Consider the following 19,886-nt stretch of genomic DNA (forward strand, 5'->3'; position numbering starts at 1 on the left):
GTATATCTTTGCAGCCGGAAAAAAAGCAGTTTTTTCCGTCGTATTCAATTAAAAATAAACACAATAATGTCTAAAGTTACAGGTAAGGTTGCCCAAATTATTGGCCCCGTCATTGACGTTGAGTTTGAATCAGGCACAGAGATTCCGAAAATATACGATTCCTTGGAAATCGATAAAGCTGACGGTACCAAGTTGGTGCTTGAGGTGCAGTCGCACATCGGGGAAAATACGGTTCGTACCATTTCCATGGATTCAACGGATGGTCTAAGCCGAGGTGTTGATGCCCATGCTACTGGAAATGCGATCCAAATGCCAATTGGTGAGGATGTGTACGGTAGACTTTTCAATGTAATTGGTGACGCTATTGATGGTTTGGAAAACCTTCCCAAAGAAGGAGACAACGGACTTCCAATTCACAGGGAAGCTCCAAAATTTGAGGATCTTTCCACTTCTACTGAAGTACTTTTCACAGGGATCAAGGTAATTGACTTGATTGAGCCTTATGCCAAAGGAGGTAAGATTGGATTGTTCGGGGGTGCTGGTGTTGGTAAGACCGTATTGATTCAGGAATTGATCAACAACATTGCAAAAGGACACGGTGGTCTTTCCGTATTTGCAGGTGTTGGAGAAAGAACCCGTGAAGGAAACGATTTGCTTCGTGAGATGTTGGAATCCGGAATTATCAAGTACGGTGATGATTTCTTGCACTCAATGGAAGAAGGGGGATGGGATTTGTCCAAAGTAGATAAAAAAGCAATGAAGGAGTCCAAGGCAACTTTCGTGTTTGGACAGATGAACGAGCCTCCTGGTGCCCGTGCAAGGGTGGCCCTTTCCGGATTGACAATTGCGGAATATTTCCGTGATGGTGCTGGAGATGGACAAGGAAAGGATGTACTTTTCTTCGTAGATAACATTTTCCGTTTTACTCAAGCTGGTTCAGAGGTATCTGCCCTATTGGGTCGTATGCCTTCTGCGGTGGGTTACCAACCTACCTTGGCAACAGAGATGGGTGCTATGCAGGAACGAATTACCTCTACAAAAAGAGGATCTATTACATCGGTACAGGCGGTTTACGTACCTGCGGATGACTTGACGGATCCTGCTCCCGCAACTACCTTTGCCCACTTGGATGCGACTACGGTACTTTCCCGTAAAATTGCTGAGTTGGGTATTTATCCTGCTGTGGATCCGTTGGATTCCACTTCCAGGATTTTGACTCCTGAGATTTTAGGAAAAGATCATTACGAATGTGCACAACGTGTTAAGGAGTTGTTGCAACGTTATAAAGAGCTTCAGGATATTATTGCCATCCTTGGTATGGAAGAACTTTCCGAAGAGGATAAATTGGCTGTGGGTAGAGCAAGAAGGGTACAGCGTTTCCTTTCCCAACCTTTCCACGTGGCTGAGCAGTTTACAGGTATCCCTGGGGTATTGGTAGATATAAAGGATACCATCAAAGGCTTCAACATGATCATGGATGGTGAGTTGGATCACTTGCCAGAATCGGCCTTCAACCTTAAGGGAAGCATCCAAGATGCGATTGAAGCTGGTGAGAAAATGCTTGCCGAGGCGTAGCCAAGGTGAGTGCTGGGCACAGTCGAAGCATTATTAATTATAAAAGATTCCCGTTTTCACTGGAACAACAATAAAAAATGTATTTAGAAATCGTATCACCAGAAGCCACTTTGTTTGCCGGAGAAGTAACCTCGGTCACTGTACCTGGTATTAACGGAGAATTTCAAATGTTGCAGAACCACGCACCTATAGTTTCCTTGTTGCAAGAAGGTGATGTGAAAGTACAAGGTGACATTCAGATAGAAGAGGAATTTCAGGGCAAATTTTCTAAAGGAGCCAATGGGGAGACAGTTTTGTCCATTACCAGCGGCACTATTGAAATGAAGGATAACAAAGTTATCGTATTGGCAGACTAATTTCCCTCTTGTAAATAATATTGGAAAGGCCACTCTTTGGAGTGGCTTTTTTATTTTAATACAATCAACACCCAGTCTTTGCCATCATCTCCTTGGTATCTTTTGAGCTCAGTGAATCCAATAGCAAGGTGCGCATTTAGGGAACGTTGGTTCTTTGCATCGACTTCAGTGATTATCGCATCCATTCCCGTCGGAAGTTTTTCTTTCATGGTTTCATATAACTTCCGAAAAACACCTAGGCCTCTATGACTTTTGGCAACACAGATTTGCCCCATGACCATATAGTTTTGACGTCCGCCAATTGCCAGATTTATTTCATGGAACATGGGTTTTAACACCTCAATACTCTCGGAAAATTTAGGATGCATACAAAGGGCATAGGCTACCACATTTTCATTGTCCAATGCAATGATGTGCCCACATTCGTCATTCATCTCCTTTAAAACCGAAAAGGAATGCTCCACTGTTAAAAATCCTTCATTTTTCAGTTCATCCGCTGATAGATTTTTGGGAAGGTTCCTCTGCTGGAGTTCAAGAATTTGTTCCAGATGGTCGTCGTTGGATGCCTGCGTATATCGAACCATTTATTCCGATTTGAGCCAAGATTTTCGGAAGGCCATCATTTCTTCGGAAGGTGTTCCCTCCATATCTTCCATAAGCTTGATGGAATAAGAAGGGCTTGGTGTCAGGACTATGGTTGTAGTTTTTTCAGTCCCGTAACGTCGGTAATTTACTTGAAGCGGTTTTCCCAGCTCAAACTGTTCTAGATAGGCACTGAAATTTTGTCCTTCTGCGAAGGGAATGGCATCGATATTTAGAATAACATCCCCTTTGGCTAAACCCGCTTTGTAGGCTGGAGACCCAATTGTTGGGTTACGCATAATACTTGCTCCATCTTCGCTCATAGAAACAAAGGAGCCAAAATGGGGCTGCTCTTCTTTTTGGGTCAAATTTACGCCAGCAAGTTGCAGAAGTACCTTGTAATTGGGCATCCCGCTTTTGTATATAAAGGTATTAAAGAAGCCATCTCCAAATGCTTTTCCCGCATATTGATTGAGGGTTTCATGAAGATCTGTTATGGTATATGGAATCTCCTTTTTCCCAAACTTCTCCCACACCAATTTCATATAATCGTCTAAGGTAAAACCATTTTGTCGCAGTGATAGATCCAAGGCTAAGCCTAAAACACTACCATAGGAATAATAAGAAATAAAGGTGTTTTCACGGTTAACGGGATCCACGGATGTTGCCGCATCCACAAAGGGAGCTTGATAACTCATTTCTATGGGATTAAAGAACCGCCTTGCCGGGGACGTCCAAACATAATTGAAGGTACCCGTAAGGCCCTCTACATATTCCTTTGGAGAAATTAAGCCAGCTCTACACAAGATCAAATTGGTATAATAGCTGGTAAAACCTTCGGCAAACCAGAGCTCCCCACTCATGTTGGCTTCCTCAAAGTTGAAGGGTTCCAGACTTTTTGGTCGGATACGTTCCACATTCCAGGCATGGAAAAACTCATGTGAAACTGTGCCAATATTGCGTTCCATTCCACCTTCTGCCAAGCTTCGGGTGCTGGTGAGAAAGGTAGAATTTCTATGCTCCATTCCATCTCCCGAAGCGTTGGGAATATAACAAGCTAAAAAGGTATAGGTTCCATAATCAAAATTGGGAAGTTCTCCATATACCTCCTTTTGCGCCAAAACGGTTTTTTTCACTTTCTCAAAATAGGTGTCCGCCTCCTCCTTTGTTCCATTATGATGCAATACCATTTGTATCGTCTGCCCGTCCAAATCAAAAGATTTAAGTGTAAAATTGCTGATTTCGGTAGGGCTGTCCATAAAGTAGTATAAATTGGGTGCGGAGTAGGTGGTTCCAGAAACCAACGGCAATTGGGTAGCCACTTTCCAGCCCAAATCTTCCCTAACACCAAAGTCCACCTCAATTTTTCGTTCCTGTAAGGTAGGGGCATACATAAAAGTGGCCGGAATGTTCAAATGGGCGTGTGTTTCGTCTATCTGGGAATAGGTGCCATCCCCTCGATTGGCAAACAGGATATAGCTTATTTTAATGGTGCCATCATGACCAGAGATCTTCCATTCATATGGATTTGGCCGCGTCACGACCAACGAATTTCCCTTGCCATCGCTCGCTTTAAAATCGTATACATTTTTGGCAAATTCATGAAGTGCGTATCGCCCCGGAGATGTACGGCTCATCCTCAACGCAAGGGTGTCGGTTTTTACATCTGGAAAAGTAGCTGTAATTAAAGCTTCGTGATGTACGGCATTTTCAAAAGAAATGGAATAGGAATTGGTTTGACCTAGTAAGGGTAAAACCGCAAGTAGGGAAATTAGGGAAAAAAGTAGCCTCATTTGATTGCTATTAGAAAGCAACTAATTTAATCATTTAAAGAGAGTAAACACTAAATTTGGGGCATGGGGAAACTGCCATCAAAATTGGAATCCAAACTTACGGAACGTTCGGCAAATCAGTCTTTGAGAAACTTGCCCGAGGAGACGGATAGGGTTGATTTTTCCTCCAATGATTACTTGGGTTTTACTCGGGAAAGTATGATAAGTGAAATGACTCGGGAACTACTTCAGGAGAATGGGGAACCGAGGCACGGAGCTAGCGGCTCAAGATTACTTTCAGGGAATCATGCATTATACCCAAAACTGGAGTCTTTTTTGGCCAAGCATCACCGTGCGAATGCAGCATTGGTCTTTAATTCGGGATACGATGCCAACCTTGGACTGTTTTCATCAGTTCCCCAACGCGAGGACCTGGTATTTTATGATGAACTTATACATGCCAGCATTCGCGATGGAATCAAAATGGGCCATGCGAAGAGCTATAAGTTTGCCCATAAGGATATTCAAGATTTACAAAACAAGGTTGAAATGTCACTTCGAGCACAGTCGAGAAGTCTTGAAACCGAAATCTACATCGTCACCGAGTCAGTTTTTTCAATGGACGGAGATTCACCAGACCTAAAGGCACTGGTTCAATTTTCCAAAGAATACAATGCACATCTTATTGTTGATGAAGCCCACGCAACAGGGATTTATGGCGATGGAAGCGATTTGGTTTGCGAACTGGGACTTCAGGACGAGATTTTTGCCAGGGTGATCACCTTTGGAAAGGCCATGGGTTCTCATGGTGCTGCCATTTTAGGGAGTGAAGACCTAAAGACCTATCTCATCAATTTTGCCAGAAGCCTTATCTATACCACGGCACTTTCACCACATTCCGTAGCAGGAATTATGGCATCTTATCAATTTTTGGAGGTTGAAGGTATGGGCCAGGTCAAAAAATTGAAGAAAAATATCAAGTATTTTAAGGAGCGGATTCGTGAAGAGGGATTGGAGGGAGATTTTGTTGAAAGCGATTCTGCAGTGCATTGTCTTATCGTTGCTGGAAACCACCAGGCAAAGTCCATGGCGGGGCATTTGCAAAATGCGGGTTTTGATGTCAAACCCATTCTTTCGCCAACCGTCAAGTTGGGAGAGGAACGACTGAGATTCTGTTTGCATGCCTTCAATACCGAAGCGGAAATGAATAGGGTTTTAGGGGAAATCAAAAAATACAGGAGCCGATGAAACAAGAGTTTTTTACATTGGGAAGCTTTGAATTTCCAGCAGATGTCCAAATCATTAAGGGTAAGCTGGAAGCTGAGGGTATTCAGGTGTTTTTGAGGGATGAGAATACCATAAATTCCGATCCTTTGATCAGTAGTGCCATAGGAGGGGTTAAACTGCAGGTGTATACCACGGATATGGAAAGGGCCAAACTCATATTTGACGAAGTGCGAAACTATGCCACCGATATGGAGGGCAAACCTATTGTTTGTCCAAACTGCAAGGCGGAACGATCGGAAATTTATTATTCGAGAAGCAGTGTTTTTTACAAACTTTTCCCCTTCTTTGAGCCCAAGAAATATAGATGCACAAGCTGCAATTTTATTACAAAACCTGAATCATGAGCTATTTTATTACCGGGATATCCACCGAAGTAGGTAAGACCGTTGCTTCGGCCATCATGGTGGAAGCCTTGGAGGCCGATTACTGGAAGCCTGTACAGGCTGGAGATTTGGATTATTCCGACAGTCATAAAGTCCAAGAATTGATTTCCAATTCCAAGACCAAGATTCATCAGAACAGCTATGCGTTACAGACTCCCATGAGTCCACATGCTGCAGCGGAAATTGATGGGATTCAGATAGAATTGGATAAGATAACACCTCCTAAAACCCAAAACAGACTGGTGGTCGAAGGTGCTGGAGGACTATTGGTTCCACTAAATGAAAAGGATACCATTTTTGATTTGATCCAACCCGAGGACAAGGTGATTGTGGTCTCCCGCCACTACTTGGGGAGTATTAATCATTCCCTTTTAACCATTGAAAAACTCCAGGAAAAAAATCTTAGGATTGGAATCATTTTTAGTGGGGATGAGCATCCCACTACCGAAAGCATAATACTTAAGAAAACAGGGGTCACTTTTCTTGGAAGAATCAATGAAGAGCAAGGGTTTAATAAGGAAATGGTAAGCAAATATGCCACTAAATTCAAGCAGGCCCTGGAATCATTCTAGGCGCTGATAGATCAATCCACGGTCAATAGTTTTCACCAGTTTATAATGCTGGGCTAGGTAGGCATCTATATAGGCGTTGAATTCCAATAGTTTTTTGTCAAAAATGGTTTCGCGCTTTCTGGTCACCAAGGTTTTCGGCTTGATTTCTTCCATGATGTAACGAAGTTCCTCCATGCCCGTTGTTCTTGGGTTGTCCATAAATGGAAAGAGCTTGTCCCTGGTTATATTGCTAGGGTGGGTCGCAGCCTTGGTCGGCGGAGTTTCCCCCAAAACCCAATACCCAATATGATATTCCGTAAAGAAGATGTTCTCGGTCTCTAGCTTGTTCTCAATGATATAATTGGGGACGTCTATTCCCTCCCCATTAAAAAAGGAACCTTTTTCCATTTTGTTTTTTATGACATTGGCGTACTCCAAATAGGCCTCCATAGGAATCAGTACAAGCAGAACTCCAGCAACGATTTGGAGATTTTTTTTCAACTGTGGCATTTTACTCACAGCAAGGGCAACCAGAATAAGTAGAAAGGGATACAGCTGTATTAGATAATGACCGTTGACCTTCCCCGTTTGCATAAACGATATAAGGACACCCAAAATAACCAACAGCAATACTTGGATTTCCTTGGATTTTATATCGATAAGCCTTTTGCCTATACCCAAACCGAGTAACAGAAGAGTACCCAGAACCACGGGCAATGCTTTACCTATGGAATGAAACTTGGATTGCGAATAGGCCAAAGGAGCTTCAAAAATGGACGCCCACCATGTAGTCAGTTCCCCTTGAAGATAATAAGGAACAGCAGTTAAGGCTACCAATAAACCAAATCCGATACCCATCCAGATTAGATGTTGCACATCTTTCCAAAAATGTTGTCCTTTAAACGCGGCCCATAGCAAGTAGATGCCAAGGGCCAGTATGGGGTAGGCCATATTCAGTTTGGACATGACTGAAATTCCAAGGAGAAACCCAATAACCAAATGCCACCCTGGTCCATTCTTGGCAAGCAGTAAATAAAGAGCCATTACCAAGAACAGCGTGCATATATGCTCGGACATTACGCCTTGTAAACTACCAAAAAGACTCAGGAAGAAGACGGTAAAGATGGCGCACCAAAAGCCCACTTTCTTGGAGGCAATTCGTGTTGCCATACCATAAGTGAAAAGTGCGGTAAGTGCAACCAAGAGCGTTCCAAACAAGCGGATGGCAATAAAACTCTTTCCAAATACAGCAATAATCCCAGCAAAAAATAAAAAGGTAATCGGAGGTTTTAAATCCCACAGCTGGGTATAGGGTAAATGACCATCTACCCAGGATTGCGCCATGATAATAAATGTGCTCTCATCCCGATCCACATAATCCCTAAAAAAGAAAGGAAATCGAATAAATAAGGCAACCAAAAACAACACAAAAAAAACCGTTTTCCAGTCTAATCTGCTGTTAAGGGAATCAAGAAATCCAATAGCTTTCTTAAGCACGGTGTGGTTGGTGTTTTTTAGGTTTTAATTACCATCTTTGCAAGATATATAAATTGAAGCGTTTGACTAATCCCACAGCATTGGAAAAGTTATCGGATCGGGACAAAAAGCATCTTTGGCACCCACTAACACAGCATAAGACCCATTCGGAAATGTTGGCCATTTCCAGGGCCAAAGGCGTGTTACTTTTTGATGAAGAAGGAAAGGAATATTTAGACGGCATTTCCTCTTGGTATACTTGTATGTATGGCCACTGTCATCCCTATATTCTGGAAAAGGTGGGGAACCAGATGCAGCAGTTGGATCAAGTGGTTTTTAGTGGGTTTACGCATGAACCTGCAGTGAAACTTTCAGAAGAGCTGATCAAAATATTACCCGCCAACCAAGAAAAACTCTTTTTCTCTGATAATGGATCCACGGCTACGGAAATTGGGATTAAAATGGCACTGCAATACCACTTTAACCGGAGCGAAAAACGCAATGTCCTGTTGGCCTTTGAGGAAGGTTTCCATGGGGATACGTTTGGGGCGATGTCCGTTTCAGGCTTATCCGTGTACAATGGCCCGTTTGAGGATTTCTTTATTGAAGTGGATCGCATTCCCGTTCCCACGGAAGACAATATCGAACCTTTATTGGCAGAGTTGGAAAGCAAACTGAAAAACAACACTATTGCGGGATTTATTTATGAGCCCTTGGTTCAAGGTGCCGCCGCAATGAAAATCCACGATGCTGAAGGACTTGACCGAGTATTGGCACTTTTGAAAAAACATGGGGTGCTCACTGTTGCTGATGAGGTTATGACTGGATTTGGTAAAACGGGGAAACACTTCGCTTCGGATTATTTGGAAACCAAACCGGATATCATCTGCTTGTCCAAAGCGTTGACCGCAGGTCTTGTTCCTATGGGATTGACTACCTGCACCCAAGAAGTGTATCAAGCTTTTTATAGTGATGATATAACCAAGGGCCTCTTCCATGGTCACACCTATACGGCAAACCCATTGGCCTGTACTGCTGCCCTGGCCGCTGTTGAATTGTTACAAACCGAGGAAATTCAGGAAAATATCCAAAACATTATCCAATGGCATAAAGCATTTGATGCGGAGATCAAAGACCATCCAAAGGTCGCCCAAACCAGACAGCTTGGGGTGATTTATGCGTTGGATTTGGATATTCAGATGGAGCGATACGGGAATCTAAGGGACAAATTGTTCAAACATTTTATGGACGAGGGGGTTTTTCTTAGGCCTTTGGGGAATACCATTTATATTTTGGCGCCTTATGTAATATCCGAGATTCAAATGAACAAGATTTACGATACGATAAAATCAGCTTTGGAAATTGTATAGTCAATCAAAAATGTTGGAACAACCCATTTCCATAACCGCCTTATCTTCTATTTCTGCATTGGGAAGCTCCACAGCAGAAGTCTGGAATTCTTATCAAGAAGGGAATCATAAGCTAACCCACGCTTGCATTGGCGACCAAGAAGTTTGGGCCTCTTACCTTCCTGAAGCTTTGAAGGCAGAGGTTATTGCCCTAAGGCAATCCGATTCCAAATACGAACAGCTGGACGATTCAGTGCTTTTTGCACTTTTGGCAGCCAGAAGGGTCATTGAACAATCAGGTTGGGATGCCACTGCCAATTTTGGGGTGAACATTGGGTCATCTCGAGGTGCGACCGGCTTGTTTGAAAAGTACTATGAGGCATACTTGAAAGACGGGAAATCCTCCACCTTGTCTTCCCCCACAACAACCTTGGGGAACATTTCGTCTTGGGTAGCCCATGATTTAAAGTCAAAGGGACCAGCAATATCCCATTCCATAACCTGTTCAACGGCCTTACATGCAGTTTTAAATGCTGTGGCTTGGCTACAGAGTGGCTTGACCGATAAATTCTTGGTAGGTGGCAGCGAGGCACCACTGACCTCTTTTACCATTGCCCAGATGCAGGCCTTGAAAATATATTCAAAAATGTCACCTCGAGCGCAGTCGGGAGGAACCCGAAAAATACAGTACCCTTCTCGGGCCATGGATTTGGAGAAGAGACATAATTCTATGGTCTTGGGAGAAGGCGCGGCCATGGCTTGTTTGGAAAGAGGAAAACAAGCAAATGCCATGGGCTACATTATTGGAATCGGGTATGCCACCGAACCCTTAGAGCATAACGTGTCCATTTCCACTGATGCCCAGTGTTTTCAGGATTCCATGAAAATGGCCTTGGGCGATTTAGATCCATCCGAAGTGGATGCTATTGTAATGCATGCACCAGGTACTGTAAAGGGAGACTTGTCAGAATACAAGGCCATAGAAAAAGTTTTTTGTAACAAAATTCCATTTTTAACAACCAATAAATGGAAAGTAGGTCACACTTTTGGTGCATCAGGACTTTTAAGCGTTGAGTTGGCCCTGCTCATGTTACAGCACCAAACCTACATTACAACTCCTTTTTTTAGTCAAGAACCGAGGTCGAAAGCCATCAAAAATGTGATGGTAAATGCCGTAGGCTTTGGAGGGAATGCCGTGTCTATTTTACTTTCCAAATAAGACGTTTTTTATTACACAAAAGTCTTATCTTTTTAATCAAAAAAACAACCTAAAACTATTGATTATGGAAGAATGGTTTACCGCGCTCACCCTTTTTGAAAAAGTCTATTGGATAACTGCACTTGCGGGTTCGGTAGTACTGCTCATCTTAATGATTTTGACCTTTGTAGGTGGGGATATTGATGATGTTAGTGGTGATATAGATGCAGATATTGATGGTGATGGTGGTATCGGGTTTCAATTCCTTTCCTTTAAAAATTTGGTGGGCTTTTTTACCATTTTTGGTTGGTCTGGAATCTCTTGCATTGAAAATGGACTTTCAACAGGCACTACCATTATTATTTCCGTGGTTTGTGGTTTGCTTATGATGTTGCTCATGGCTTCCCTGTTTTATTACCTCAGCAAAATGCAGAGCAGCGGGACCCTAAAATTGAAAAATGCCCTAAATCAAATTGGGGAAGTTTACTTGACCATTGGTGCCAATCGCTCAAGTATTGGCAAAGTGAGCATAAATGTGCAGGGAACCTTGCGCGAATTACAAGCCTTGACGGATGAGGACATGGACCTGACCCAAGGTAATGTGGTCCAAGTAAAAGAAGTTACCGATAACGGAATATTGATTGTTAAACTCCTAAATAAATAACCATATGCTATTATTACCCTTACAGCTGGGCGGAGGAGCTTCGCTCTTAGGCATTGGCTTTGCCATTTTATTTGCCTTTATTATTATCATTTCTTTTATCCGGAGGTACAAAAGGTGTCCTTCTGACCGAATTTTGGTGGTCTATGGAAAAGTTGGATCTGGCAATTCAGCCAAATGTATCCATGGTGGCGCAGCCTTTATCTGGCCCGTGATTCAGGACTACGAATTTTTGGATCTGACCCCAATTTCAATTGAAGTTGACCTTACCAACGCCCTGAGTAGACAAAATATTAGGGTTAACGTACCTTCCAGATTTACTATTGGTATATCTACCGAGCCTGGAATTATGCAGAATGCTGCTGAACGACTTTTGGGCTTGGGCATGCAGGAAGTTCAGGATTTGGCCAAGGAAATCATTTTTGGTCAACTGCGTCTGGTTGTGGCTTCCATGGATATTGAGGAAATCAACTCGGATAGGGATAAGTTCTTGTCCAATATTTCTCAAAGTGTGGAGTCTGAATTGAAGAAAGTTGGTCTGAAATTGATCAATGTAAACATCACGGATATCGTAGACGAATCTGGCTATATTGAAGCCCTTGGTAAAGAGGCTGCAGCACATGCCATCAACGCCGCAAGAAAGTCCGTTGCTGAAAAGAATAGGGATGGTTCCATTGGGGAGGCCAATGCGGTGCAAGATGAGCGAACTCAAGTTGCTGCTGCCAATGCAAAAGCTGTAGAAGGGGAAAATGTCGCAAAAATCGATATTGCCAATTCCGATTCTTTACGTAGACAGCGGGAGGCCGAAGCAGAACGTACGGCAATCGCTGCAGAAAAAGTTCAAGCTGCAAAAGCACTGGAGGAATCGTATGCCGCTGAAAAGGATGCGGAAATAGCTAGGGCGGAAAGGGAAAGAAGCTCTCAAATGGCAGATATCGTGGTTCCAGCAGAAATAGACAAGCAAAAAGTAGAGATTGATGCCGAAGCTGAAGCTGAAATGATCCGCCGGAAAGCCAAAGGTGAGGCAGATGCCATTCTCTTTAAAGCAGAAGCGGAAGCCAAAGGTATTTTTGAGGTCTTGACCAAGCAGGCAGAAGGTTTGGACAAGATTGTAAAAGCTGCCGGAAATGACCCTAAAGATGCTGTATTGCTGTTAATTGCGGATAAACTCCCAGAATTGGTGGAGAAGCAGGCCGAGGCAATTAAAAACATCAAAATTGATAAGGTTACGGTTTGGGATTCTGGAGGCAAGACCGAAGATGGCAAGAATTCCACGGCCAACTTTATTTCGGGAATGTACAAATCGGTTCCACCCTTACAGGAAATGTTCAACATGGCAGGGATGCAATTGCCTGAGTATTTGAAAGGAAAAGAGATTCCTGGACCTACTGTGGACAAAGGCACTGGCAATAAGCCCAAGGACTCTAAAAAATCAGAATAACAACTTGATTTTTTGAATAATGAGGTCATGACTTTTGTCATGGCCTTTTTCTTTTTAACGCCATATCATTGTACGTTTAAAGGAATATGGGCTATTTTTGACCCTGAATTATACTCAACCCATGATTGCACCAAGACACGACTGGACCAAGGAAGAGATTCTTAAGGTGTACAACAAACCCCTTATGGAATTGTTGTACGACGCAGCTACCATCCACAGACAACATCATGATCCAAATACCGTACAGGTTTCAACCTTATTATCAATTAAGACCGGTGGATGTCCTGAGGATTGCGGGTATTGCCCACAGGCCGCCAGATATCATACCGATATTGAAGGGAACGATTTGATGAGTGTGCAGCAAGTAAAGGCCCAAGCGCTTCGTGCCAAGCAATCTGGAAGCTCCAGGGTTTGCATGGGTGCGGCTTGGAGAAACGTGAAGGATGGCCCTGAGTTTGACCAAGTATTGGAGATGGTACGAACCATCAACAAACTGGATATGGAAGTCTGCTGTACTTTGGGCATGTTAACGGAAAATCAGGCCAAAAGATTGGCTGAAGCTGGACTGTACGCCTACAACCACAATCTGGATACTTCAGAGGATTATTATAAGGATGTGATTTCCACTAGGGCTTTCCAAGACCGTTTGGATACCATAGACAACGTGCGCAAGAGCAATGTAACTGTGTGCAGTGGCGGAATTATTGGGATGGGTGAAGCCTTGGAAGATCGGGCAGGAATGCTTGTGGCATTGGCTTCGTTGAATCCACAGCCGGAATCTGTTCCAATAAATGCCTTGGTTGCAGTGGAAGGTACGCCAATGGAAGATATTGAGCCTATTTCCATCTGGGAAATGATTCGCATGGTGGCTACCACCAGAATTGTAATGCCCGAAACCCAGGTTAGGTTGTCCGCAGGGCGAACCGATATGAGTAGGGAAGGACAGGCCATGTGCTTTTTTGCAGGAGCCAACTCTATTTTTGCAGGAGATAAATTGCTTACTACACCCAATCCGGACGTGAACGAGGACATGGAAATGTTCAAACTTTTGGGCTTGAATCCGCAGAAACCCTTTACCAAAATTTCCCAACCCAAAACCGTGGAAGCTCAGGATTCCCAATTTGAGTCCAAAGGGGAAAAACCCAAATGGTCCCGCCCTGGGCATACCATTGAGCGGAATGAAGAGGCTAAGCAAAAAGGAAAATTGGTTTCCAAAGAATAAAACTTCGTAACAACATTAAAAACCTTTTCTTAATTTAGTTGTTTCAAAATCATTGAAATTTTGGAGCTTAACCTTGACCAAATTCCTCGCGAAAAGACCCTTACCAAAAAGGAATTTCTTCGCAAATACTTCCGACCACAAAAGCCGGTGGTTGTAGAACAATTCATTGAGGATTGGCCAGCACATTCCAAATGGAACTTGGATTATATCAAGGAAATCGCCGGAGAGAAAACGGTTCCGCTCTATGACGATAGGCCCGTTAAGCATGATGAAGGATTCAACGAGCCCCATGCGAAAATGAAGATGGCCGATTACATTGATCTTCTAAAGAAAGAGCCTACCAAGTATCGGATTTTTTTATGGAATGTCTTAAAGGAAGTACCTGAACTTCAAAAGGATTTTAAATATCCTGATTTTGGATTACGCCTGATGAAGGGTCTCCCCATGCTCTTTTTTGGAGGGAGCGACTCCCATACCTTCATGCACTACGATATTGATTTGGCGAACATTTTTCACTTTCATTTTGAGGGAAAAAAACAGTGCATCCTTTTTTCGCAATCAGAGACCAAGTTTTTGTACAAGATTCCTCATTCATTGATTACCCGGGAGGATATAGATTTTGCAAACCCAGATTTGGAAAAGTGGCCGGCATTAAAGCATGCCAAAGGCCATATTGCCCATTTGGAGCATGGCAATGTGCTATATATACCCGAAGGGTATTGGCACCACATGAAATACATTACTCCTGGATTTTCTATGAGTCTTCGTGCCATTGCCCGCAGACCCAGAAACTTTGGCAAGGCGGTTTACAATATCATGTTCATGAGGCATTTTGACAATTTGATGCGTAGGCTAAAAGGTCAAAAATGGATTGATTGGAAAAATGAGAGGGCCGTTGCCCGGACCCATAGTGTAGTATTTCCAAAGTAAGGAAGTATCATATTCCAGGATTGTCCCGATGCACGAGCTCCATCAGCTTTTCATACACCAAATGACTTTCCCACCCTCGATACAATAGGTAGTCTGCCGTTTTTTTCTTTTTCTTTTGAATATTGGGTTCCTGCACTTGCTCCCATCTTTTTTTGGCAAGTTCATCCAGCGCAACCCTATAATCTTCCTCATCAATTTCTTTTAGGGCACTTTTGATATTGAACCTTGAAATCTGTCGCGTTTTTAGCTCATTGACAATCCTATTTTTACCCCATTTTTTGATATTGAATTTTCCACGGGCAAAACTCTTGGCAAAGCGTTCTTCATTTAAATAGTTTTCCTGGATCAAGTGGGCCATAATGGTGTCAATGGCCTGGGGAATCATACGCATGCCTTTGAGCTTGTCAACCACTTCCTTATGACAACGATCTTGATAGGCACAGTAATGTTCCATTTTTCGTAATGCTTCCTGCACGGAAATGTGCTTATGGGATGGATTTGGGAAGGGCATATATCCTATTCTCTGGTTACAACCAATTTGTTTCCGCTTGCGGTAAACACGGAATACTGATTGCTTTCTGTAGTGGAGGCTTCCCCTTCAGTTATAAGGTAGCTCCCTTTATCCAACTCCAATTGGATTTCCCATTCCGGATTGGTTTGCTGTATTTCTATGGTATCACCTGTGTAATGAATGGAAATTACGTTGTTGGCAATTTTTACATTTTCCAATGAAGCACCTTCATCCCACTCCGTAGGCATTTGGGGTCTTATGACCACTCTTTTTTGATTGGCCATGGGCAGAATTCCAAAGAATTGCTGCACAATGGGAATGGCATAGGAATAGATGTTCCAGGCCTGGGTCATCATCCCATAGTCGGGCGAAACTTCGTAGATGCTTCCTGGGAGGGCGTAACTGAAGGTTCTGGTCATTCGTTCCAGATAGTCCAAGGCCTCATCGGGTCTTCCATAGTTGTTCTCGGCAATGGCCTGCACTCCAGTGGGCAAGGTCATCACCGCTCCTGTATAGGAAAACACCTTGCTGCCTTGAAACGATCCAAAATCCTTGCCTGCTGAATCGTCACGGTCTATCCCAGTAACAAATACCCCAAAGGGATTGGTAAACTTTTTTGCCGTATCCAAGGCGGTTATGGCTTTGGCCGAATCGGCTATGCCCATTTCCATGGGGGTGTTTACCACCCAATTATGATGGAGTACAAAAGGCCTTAGGTCTGCAGATGGATTTTTAAGAATTTGTTCCTTGGTAGCTTCAAGCTCCTCAATGGCCCAGGGTTTGTTCAGGGTATCGGCACGGATAATGGCATCTTCGATGAGATGAATGGCTTGTTCATCGGTTCCTAAAAAATCGGCATATGATCCAAAATCTTCGGACCAAAGTTCTTTGTTGATTTTTTCTTTGAGTTGAAGGGCCAATTCCGTGTATTCCTTGACCACATCTTCTTTGCCTAATTCAGAGGCAATTTTGGCGGCATCATCAAAAGCTCTTTGGGTGTAAGCGGCTACATCGATCATTTCGCTGTTCAAACCATGAATTTCCATCATTCCGAAGCCGTCAGGGAAAAGATTTTTGTTGCTATCGTTTTCCTCAAGCAGCCAGTCAAGACCCTTCTGTATGGTGGGGAAGTACTTCTCCAGGAATTTCTTGTCTCCATTCCAGGTGTAAATTTCCCAAATTAAGGATGCAAACTGAGGTGTCTCATTGATGTTTCCTGGATTAAAGACAAAGCCGTTGGTGGACATTTCGTGAAGAATCTTTCCATTTCCGTTAACAGCCATGGAAACGCTATCCAATAATTTGATGGTTTCTTCCACTATCTTATCCTGACCTATGGCCATGTATCCTTTTAAGGCATATTCACTATCCACCCCAAACCACCACGGATAATCGGGTATCCCCGCCCCGATTCCTGTCCCTATTTCGGGAACGGTTCTAACCAGCCAATCACAGTTGTATTTGAGCCATTCAAAAGTTTGCTCCAACTGTTTATCGGGGATGGTAAGTTTGGTTTGTAAGGCCAGTTGCTTGTAGCGTTCTTTTTTAGCCAAAGCCATAGAAATGAAATCCTTCTGTATAGCCGTAAAAGTGTTTTGTGCATCTTCTTTTGAAGTATAAGACCCAGAAACAACAAAATTTATAGCAGCGGAAGATTTACCATCCAATTCTACAGAATAGGTCAATACGTTGGAACTTCCATTTCCTTTTCCATCCAGGGATTCGTGGGCTGTTGGGATTTGGTCAGATCCAAAAATATTAAACCAAGGATTATCATTATCCTGCAGAACCCATTGCCCAGGTTCAAAACTAGAGGAGTCCTTGGCATCGATCATTTGGGTCTTTTCCCCCAACCATGTAGGTCTTAAGTCCGTATGTCCAATGAATTGAAAGGACGATTTCTGTTTGCTTTCCGTGTTATTTCTAAAGACGTATTGGATTACCAGTCCCTGCATATTGTCCGGGACAAATTGCCATCTTTCCACTTCGATGTCTTTTGATGGCCATTCAAAAACGTGCAGATTGGCAAATGGGTAGTTGACAAATTCTGATGCTTGATTCAGCGTTAGGGTGTCATTTTCTATGATGAGCTTTCCGTCAAAGCCATCCATTAGTTTGATGGGATGGTTCCAAATCCCTCCCATTTCCCCTTTAATATGCCAACCTAAATCAGGGAAGCTTCCATCTTGATGGCCCACCATATAGACTCTGTTGCCTGCGGTTACAAATGGAGATTCCAAATATTCCTTTTTCCCCTTAATTGAGGGTGACTCCGCTAGAATTTCGGAAAGAGAATTTTGTGTTGGGTTGGAACAGCCTAAAAAAAGGAATGTTCCAAGAAGGAAGGCTACAGTTTTCATAGGATGCAGGTTATATTTCAAAAATACCATATTGTTCCGAAACCCTTAAAACAAAAAAAGCGACCCCATTGCTGAAGTCGCTTTTTGTTATCTAATTGTTTTACCGTCTTTATCTTTAAAACGATACTCAAGGTATGTGTACGCATCCCTTGGTTGGATCTTAACCCATTTTTTGTGTTCCAAAAACCATTTGAAACGTTGAGATGGGAATCCTTGGTTAAGGTAGGCAGCAATGAAAGGATGGGTGTTCAGGATAATACCATTATCCTTGAACTTACCTTTCATGATCCGCTCCAGATCAACATTAATTTTGTCGATCAAAACAATGGGAGCTTCTACTTCGGTGCCAGATCCATTGGGGTTTTCCTCACTGGTTTTGATATTGACCTCTGGCCGTACCCTTTGTCGGGTGATTTGGACCAGACCAAATTTACTGGGAGGTAGAATTTTGTGCTTGGCACGGTCATCCTTCATTTCCTCCCTTAGATGATCAAACAGTTTTCTTCTGTGATCACCCTTGGTCATATCAATAAAATCCACTACAATTATTCCTCCCATATCCCTAAGGCGTAATTGCCGCGCAATTTCTGTGGCGGCCAATAGGTTTACCTCTAGGGCAGTGTCTTCTTGGTTCTTGGCCTTGTTGGAACGGTTACCACTGTTCACATCAATTACGTGAAGCGCTTCGGTATGTTCTATAACAAGATAGGCGCCCCTACTCATTGAGGCGGTACGACCAAAAGAAGTCTTGATCTGTCGTTCTATCCCAAATTTTTCAAAAATTGGGGCCGAACCGGAATAATACTTTACAATGGATTCTTTTTGAGGTGCGATTTCGTGCAAATAATCCTTGATTTGATTGTGGAGCGTCTCATCATCAACATGGATTCCCGTAAAGGAATCATTGAATACATCCCTGAGAATGGATGAGGCCCTATTGAGCTCTATCAATACTTTTGACGGATGCGGCGCTCGCTGCAATCTCTTGCACATGTTTGTCCATTTGGACAACAGATTCTGAAGATCTTTGTCTAGTTCTGCAACTTTCTTGCCTTCTGCAACGGTACGAATAATAACTCCAAATCCTTTGGGCTTAATACTCTTTACAAGTCGGATAAGCCTATCCTTTTCTTCCTTGGTCCCAATTTTTTGCGACACGGAAACCCGGTCGGAAAATGGTACCATGACCAAATAGCGCCCGGCTAGGGAAAGCTCGGAGCTGATTCGAGGTCCTTTGGTGGAAATGGGTTCTTTTACAATTTGTACCAATAATGACTGATTGGCCTTAATAACATCGTTAATACTGCCATTTTTGTCTATATCTTTTTCAAATGGAAAATCTTTGAGGGAATAGTCTTTTAGCTTTCCCGTTCTAATCTTCTTAATGAATTTAAGCATGGAGGACAGTTGCGGTCCAAGGTCATGATAGTGCAGGAACGCATCTTTTTCATAACCCACGTTTACAAAGGCCGCATTTAAGCCAGTGACCGGCTTTCTGATTTTAGCCAGGAAAATGTCACCAACAGAAAAGTTGTTGTCATCCTCATCCTTATGTAATTCAATAAGTTTTCCATCCTTTAACAAGGCAAAATCGACTGCATCAGGACTAGATCTAACGATTAATTCTCTATTCACCTGAATCGATTTTTATCCGCCGTGGCGGATGATTAAACAATATGTAGAATCGGTTTGTACCGATTGAAATTCTTTTTCTGAATCTCTATGTCAAAGAACGTATGGGTGTAAAATGAAAAAGTAGTTGCAACAACTACTTTTTCTTGTGTCGGTTAGCTCTTCTACGCTTCTTGCGCTTATGGGTAGCTACCTTATGTCTTTTTCTTTTTTTACCACTTGGCATATGGTTCTTCCTTTTGTGTTAGTTATCTTATTTTACTTGAACGTTGCTCTTTACGCCTTCCACAAAAACCTTTGCAGGTTTGAAGGCAGGAATATTGTGGGCAGGAATTTTGATGGTAGTGTTCTTTGAAATGTTTCTACCTGTTTTTTCCGCTCTGGTCTTGATGATAAAGCTTCCAAAACCTCTTAAATAAACATTATCTCCATTCTCCAAGGACGATTTTACCTCCTCCATAAAAGATTCCACTGTTGCTTGTACGTCTCCTTTTTCTATACCTAGTTTTTCTGAGATTCTAGTTACAATATCTGCTTTCGTCATTTCGTATTACTGTTTTCTAATTTTTTAGGCTTGCAAATATAAAAATTAAAATTAAT

Annotated in this window: 18 protein-coding genes; 11 read left to right on the plus strand and 7 right to left on the minus strand. The window is 42.7% G+C overall.

Going from position 1 to position 19,886, the window contains the following annotated elements; genetic code table 11:
* Positions 1-66: 66 nt before the first annotated feature.
* Both atpD and ACRHOZ_RS09660 read left to right on the plus strand, forming a co-directional pair.
* Entirely contained in the window at positions 67-1,575 is a 1,509-nt protein-coding gene (gene atpD / locus ACRHOZ_RS09655; protein ID WP_420401141.1) for a F0F1 ATP synthase subunit beta, read from the plus strand.
* Positions 1,576-1,652: 77 nt separating this feature from the next.
* Positions 1,653-1,931 carry a F0F1 ATP synthase subunit epsilon gene (locus ACRHOZ_RS09660; RefSeq protein ID WP_420401140.1) on the plus strand — a complete coding sequence of 93 codons (279 nt, stop codon included), beginning with the start codon at positions 1,653-1,655 and terminating at the stop codon, positions 1,929-1,931.
* A 50-nt stretch (positions 1,932-1,981) separates the two neighbouring features.
* On the opposite strand, the gene ACRHOZ_RS09665 is transcribed toward ACRHOZ_RS09660, so the two are convergent.
* Complete coding sequence (locus ACRHOZ_RS09665; protein ID WP_431125100.1) at positions 1,982-2,515, minus strand: GNAT family N-acetyltransferase; 534 nt, start codon at positions 2,513-2,515, stop codon at positions 1,982-1,984.
* Entirely contained in the window at positions 2,516-4,306 is a 1,791-nt protein-coding gene (locus tag ACRHOZ_RS09670) for a M61 family metallopeptidase (protein ID WP_431125102.1), read from the minus strand.
* Positions 4,307-4,369: 63 nt separating this feature from the next.
* Between ACRHOZ_RS09670 and ACRHOZ_RS09675 the strand changes: the two genes are divergently transcribed.
* From ACRHOZ_RS09675 to bioD, 3 genes are read left to right on the plus strand one after another with little or no spacing between them, the layout of a single operon-like run.
* On the plus strand, positions 4,370-5,533 hold the full coding sequence (locus ACRHOZ_RS09675; protein WP_431125104.1) for an aminotransferase class I/II-fold pyridoxal phosphate-dependent enzyme: 1,164 nt from the start codon (positions 4,370-4,372) through the stop codon (positions 5,531-5,533).
* Entirely contained in the window at positions 5,530-5,916 is a 387-nt protein-coding gene (locus ACRHOZ_RS09680; RefSeq protein WP_431125106.1) for a DUF2007 domain-containing protein, read from the plus strand. The genes ACRHOZ_RS09675 and ACRHOZ_RS09680 overlap by 4 nt, the downstream gene beginning before the upstream one ends.
* The gene (bioD, locus tag ACRHOZ_RS09685) at positions 5,913-6,527 is read left to right on the plus strand and encodes a dethiobiotin synthase (RefSeq protein WP_431125108.1); all 615 of its coding nucleotides are present in this window, start codon (positions 5,913-5,915) and stop codon (positions 6,525-6,527) included. The genes ACRHOZ_RS09680 and bioD overlap by 4 nt, the downstream gene beginning before the upstream one ends.
* Here bioD and ACRHOZ_RS09690 read toward each other — a convergent pair.
* Positions 6,519-8,003, minus strand: coding sequence for an ArnT family glycosyltransferase (locus ACRHOZ_RS09690; RefSeq protein ID WP_431125110.1), 1,485 nt, complete (start codon positions 8,001-8,003; stop codon positions 6,519-6,521). The genes bioD and ACRHOZ_RS09690 overlap by 9 nt on opposite strands.
* Before the next feature lie 62 nt (positions 8,004-8,065).
* Between ACRHOZ_RS09690 and bioA the strand changes: the two genes are divergently transcribed.
* The 6 genes from bioA (at position 8,066) to ACRHOZ_RS09720 (ending at position 14,783) form a co-directional block, all read left to right on the plus strand.
* On the plus strand, positions 8,066-9,352 hold the full coding sequence (gene bioA / locus ACRHOZ_RS09695; RefSeq protein WP_431125112.1) for an adenosylmethionine--8-amino-7-oxononanoate transaminase: 1,287 nt from the start codon (positions 8,066-8,068) through the stop codon (positions 9,350-9,352).
* A gap of 10 nt (positions 9,353-9,362) precedes the next feature.
* Complete coding sequence (locus ACRHOZ_RS09700) at positions 9,363-10,550, plus strand: beta-ketoacyl synthase N-terminal-like domain-containing protein (RefSeq protein ID WP_431125114.1); 1,188 nt, start codon at positions 9,363-9,365, stop codon at positions 10,548-10,550.
* A gap of 64 nt (positions 10,551-10,614) precedes the next feature.
* Positions 10,615-11,193, plus strand: coding sequence for a hypothetical protein (locus ACRHOZ_RS09705; protein WP_420401132.1), 579 nt, complete (start codon positions 10,615-10,617; stop codon positions 11,191-11,193).
* Positions 11,194-11,197: 4 nt separating this feature from the next.
* Positions 11,198-12,631, plus strand: a complete 1,434-nt coding sequence (locus tag ACRHOZ_RS09710; RefSeq protein ID WP_431125116.1) for a flotillin family protein — start codon at positions 11,198-11,200, stop codon at positions 12,629-12,631.
* A 121-nt stretch (positions 12,632-12,752) separates the two neighbouring features.
* The gene (gene bioB, locus ACRHOZ_RS09715) at positions 12,753-13,853 is read left to right on the plus strand and encodes a biotin synthase BioB (protein ID WP_431125118.1); all 1,101 of its coding nucleotides are present in this window, start codon (positions 12,753-12,755) and stop codon (positions 13,851-13,853) included.
* A 60-nt stretch (positions 13,854-13,913) separates the two neighbouring features.
* On the plus strand, positions 13,914-14,783 hold the full coding sequence (locus tag ACRHOZ_RS09720) for a cupin-like domain-containing protein (protein ID WP_431125120.1): 870 nt from the start codon (positions 13,914-13,916) through the stop codon (positions 14,781-14,783).
* A gap of 7 nt (positions 14,784-14,790) precedes the next feature.
* On the opposite strand, the gene ACRHOZ_RS09725 is transcribed toward ACRHOZ_RS09720, so the two are convergent.
* From ACRHOZ_RS09725 to ACRHOZ_RS09740, 4 genes are all read right to left on the minus strand, one after another.
* Positions 14,791-15,294, minus strand: a complete 504-nt coding sequence (locus ACRHOZ_RS09725; RefSeq protein ID WP_431125122.1) for a regulatory protein RecX — start codon at positions 15,292-15,294, stop codon at positions 14,791-14,793.
* A 5-nt stretch (positions 15,295-15,299) separates the two neighbouring features.
* Positions 15,300-17,654 (minus strand): glycogen debranching protein, encoded by a 2,355-nt coding sequence (locus ACRHOZ_RS09730; protein ID WP_431125124.1) that lies wholly within the window; start codon positions 17,652-17,654, stop codon positions 15,300-15,302.
* Between the two features lie 87 nt (positions 17,655-17,741).
* Positions 17,742-19,289, minus strand: coding sequence for an Rne/Rng family ribonuclease (locus tag ACRHOZ_RS09735; RefSeq protein ID WP_431125126.1), 1,548 nt, complete (start codon positions 19,287-19,289; stop codon positions 17,742-17,744).
* 250 nt (positions 19,290-19,539) lie between these two features.
* Positions 19,540-19,830: an HU family DNA-binding protein gene (locus ACRHOZ_RS09740; protein ID WP_036380395.1), complete on the minus strand. Its 291-nt coding sequence runs from the start codon at positions 19,828-19,830 to the stop codon at positions 19,540-19,542.
* Positions 19,831-19,886 lie beyond the last annotated feature (56 nt).

The sequence above is a fragment of the Flagellimonas flava genome (assembly GCF_050617915.1).
GTDB classification, from domain to species: Bacteria; Bacteroidota; Bacteroidia; order Flavobacteriales; family Flavobacteriaceae; genus Flagellimonas; species Flagellimonas flava_A.

Coding starts and splice junctions, on each gene's coding strand:
- ACRHOZ_RS09680 (WP_431125106.1), top strand. CDS start 5,530: ATGAAACAAGAGTTTTTTACATTGGGAAGCTTTGAATTTCCAGCAGAT.
- ACRHOZ_RS09660 (WP_420401140.1), top strand. CDS start 1,653: ATGTATTTAGAAATCGTATCACCAGAAGCCACTTTGTTTGCCGGAGAA.
- ACRHOZ_RS09725 (WP_431125122.1), bottom strand. CDS start 15,294: ATGCCCTTCCCAAATCCATCCCATAAGCACATTTCCGTGCAGGAAGCA.
- bioD (WP_431125108.1), top strand. CDS start 5,913: ATGAGCTATTTTATTACCGGGATATCCACCGAAGTAGGTAAGACCGTT.
- ACRHOZ_RS09675 (WP_431125104.1), top strand. CDS start 4,370: ATGGGGAAACTGCCATCAAAATTGGAATCCAAACTTACGGAACGTTCG.
- ACRHOZ_RS09700 (WP_431125114.1), top strand. CDS start 9,363: ATGTTGGAACAACCCATTTCCATAACCGCCTTATCTTCTATTTCTGCA.
- bioB (WP_431125118.1), top strand. CDS start 12,753: ATGATTGCACCAAGACACGACTGGACCAAGGAAGAGATTCTTAAGGTG.
- ACRHOZ_RS09670 (WP_431125102.1), bottom strand. CDS start 4,306: ATGAGGCTACTTTTTTCCCTAATTTCCCTACTTGCGGTTTTACCCTTA.
- ACRHOZ_RS09740 (WP_036380395.1), bottom strand. CDS start 19,830: ATGACGAAAGCAGATATTGTAACTAGAATCTCAGAAAAACTAGGTATA.
- atpD (WP_420401141.1), top strand. CDS start 67: ATGTCTAAAGTTACAGGTAAGGTTGCCCAAATTATTGGCCCCGTCATT.
- ACRHOZ_RS09710 (WP_431125116.1), top strand. CDS start 11,198: ATGCTATTATTACCCTTACAGCTGGGCGGAGGAGCTTCGCTCTTAGGC.
- ACRHOZ_RS09705 (WP_420401132.1), top strand. CDS start 10,615: ATGGAAGAATGGTTTACCGCGCTCACCCTTTTTGAAAAAGTCTATTGG.
- ACRHOZ_RS09665 (WP_431125100.1), bottom strand. CDS start 2,515: ATGGTTCGATATACGCAGGCATCCAACGACGACCATCTGGAACAAATT.
- ACRHOZ_RS09730 (WP_431125124.1), bottom strand. CDS start 17,654: ATGAAAACTGTAGCCTTCCTTCTTGGAACATTCCTTTTTTTAGGCTGT.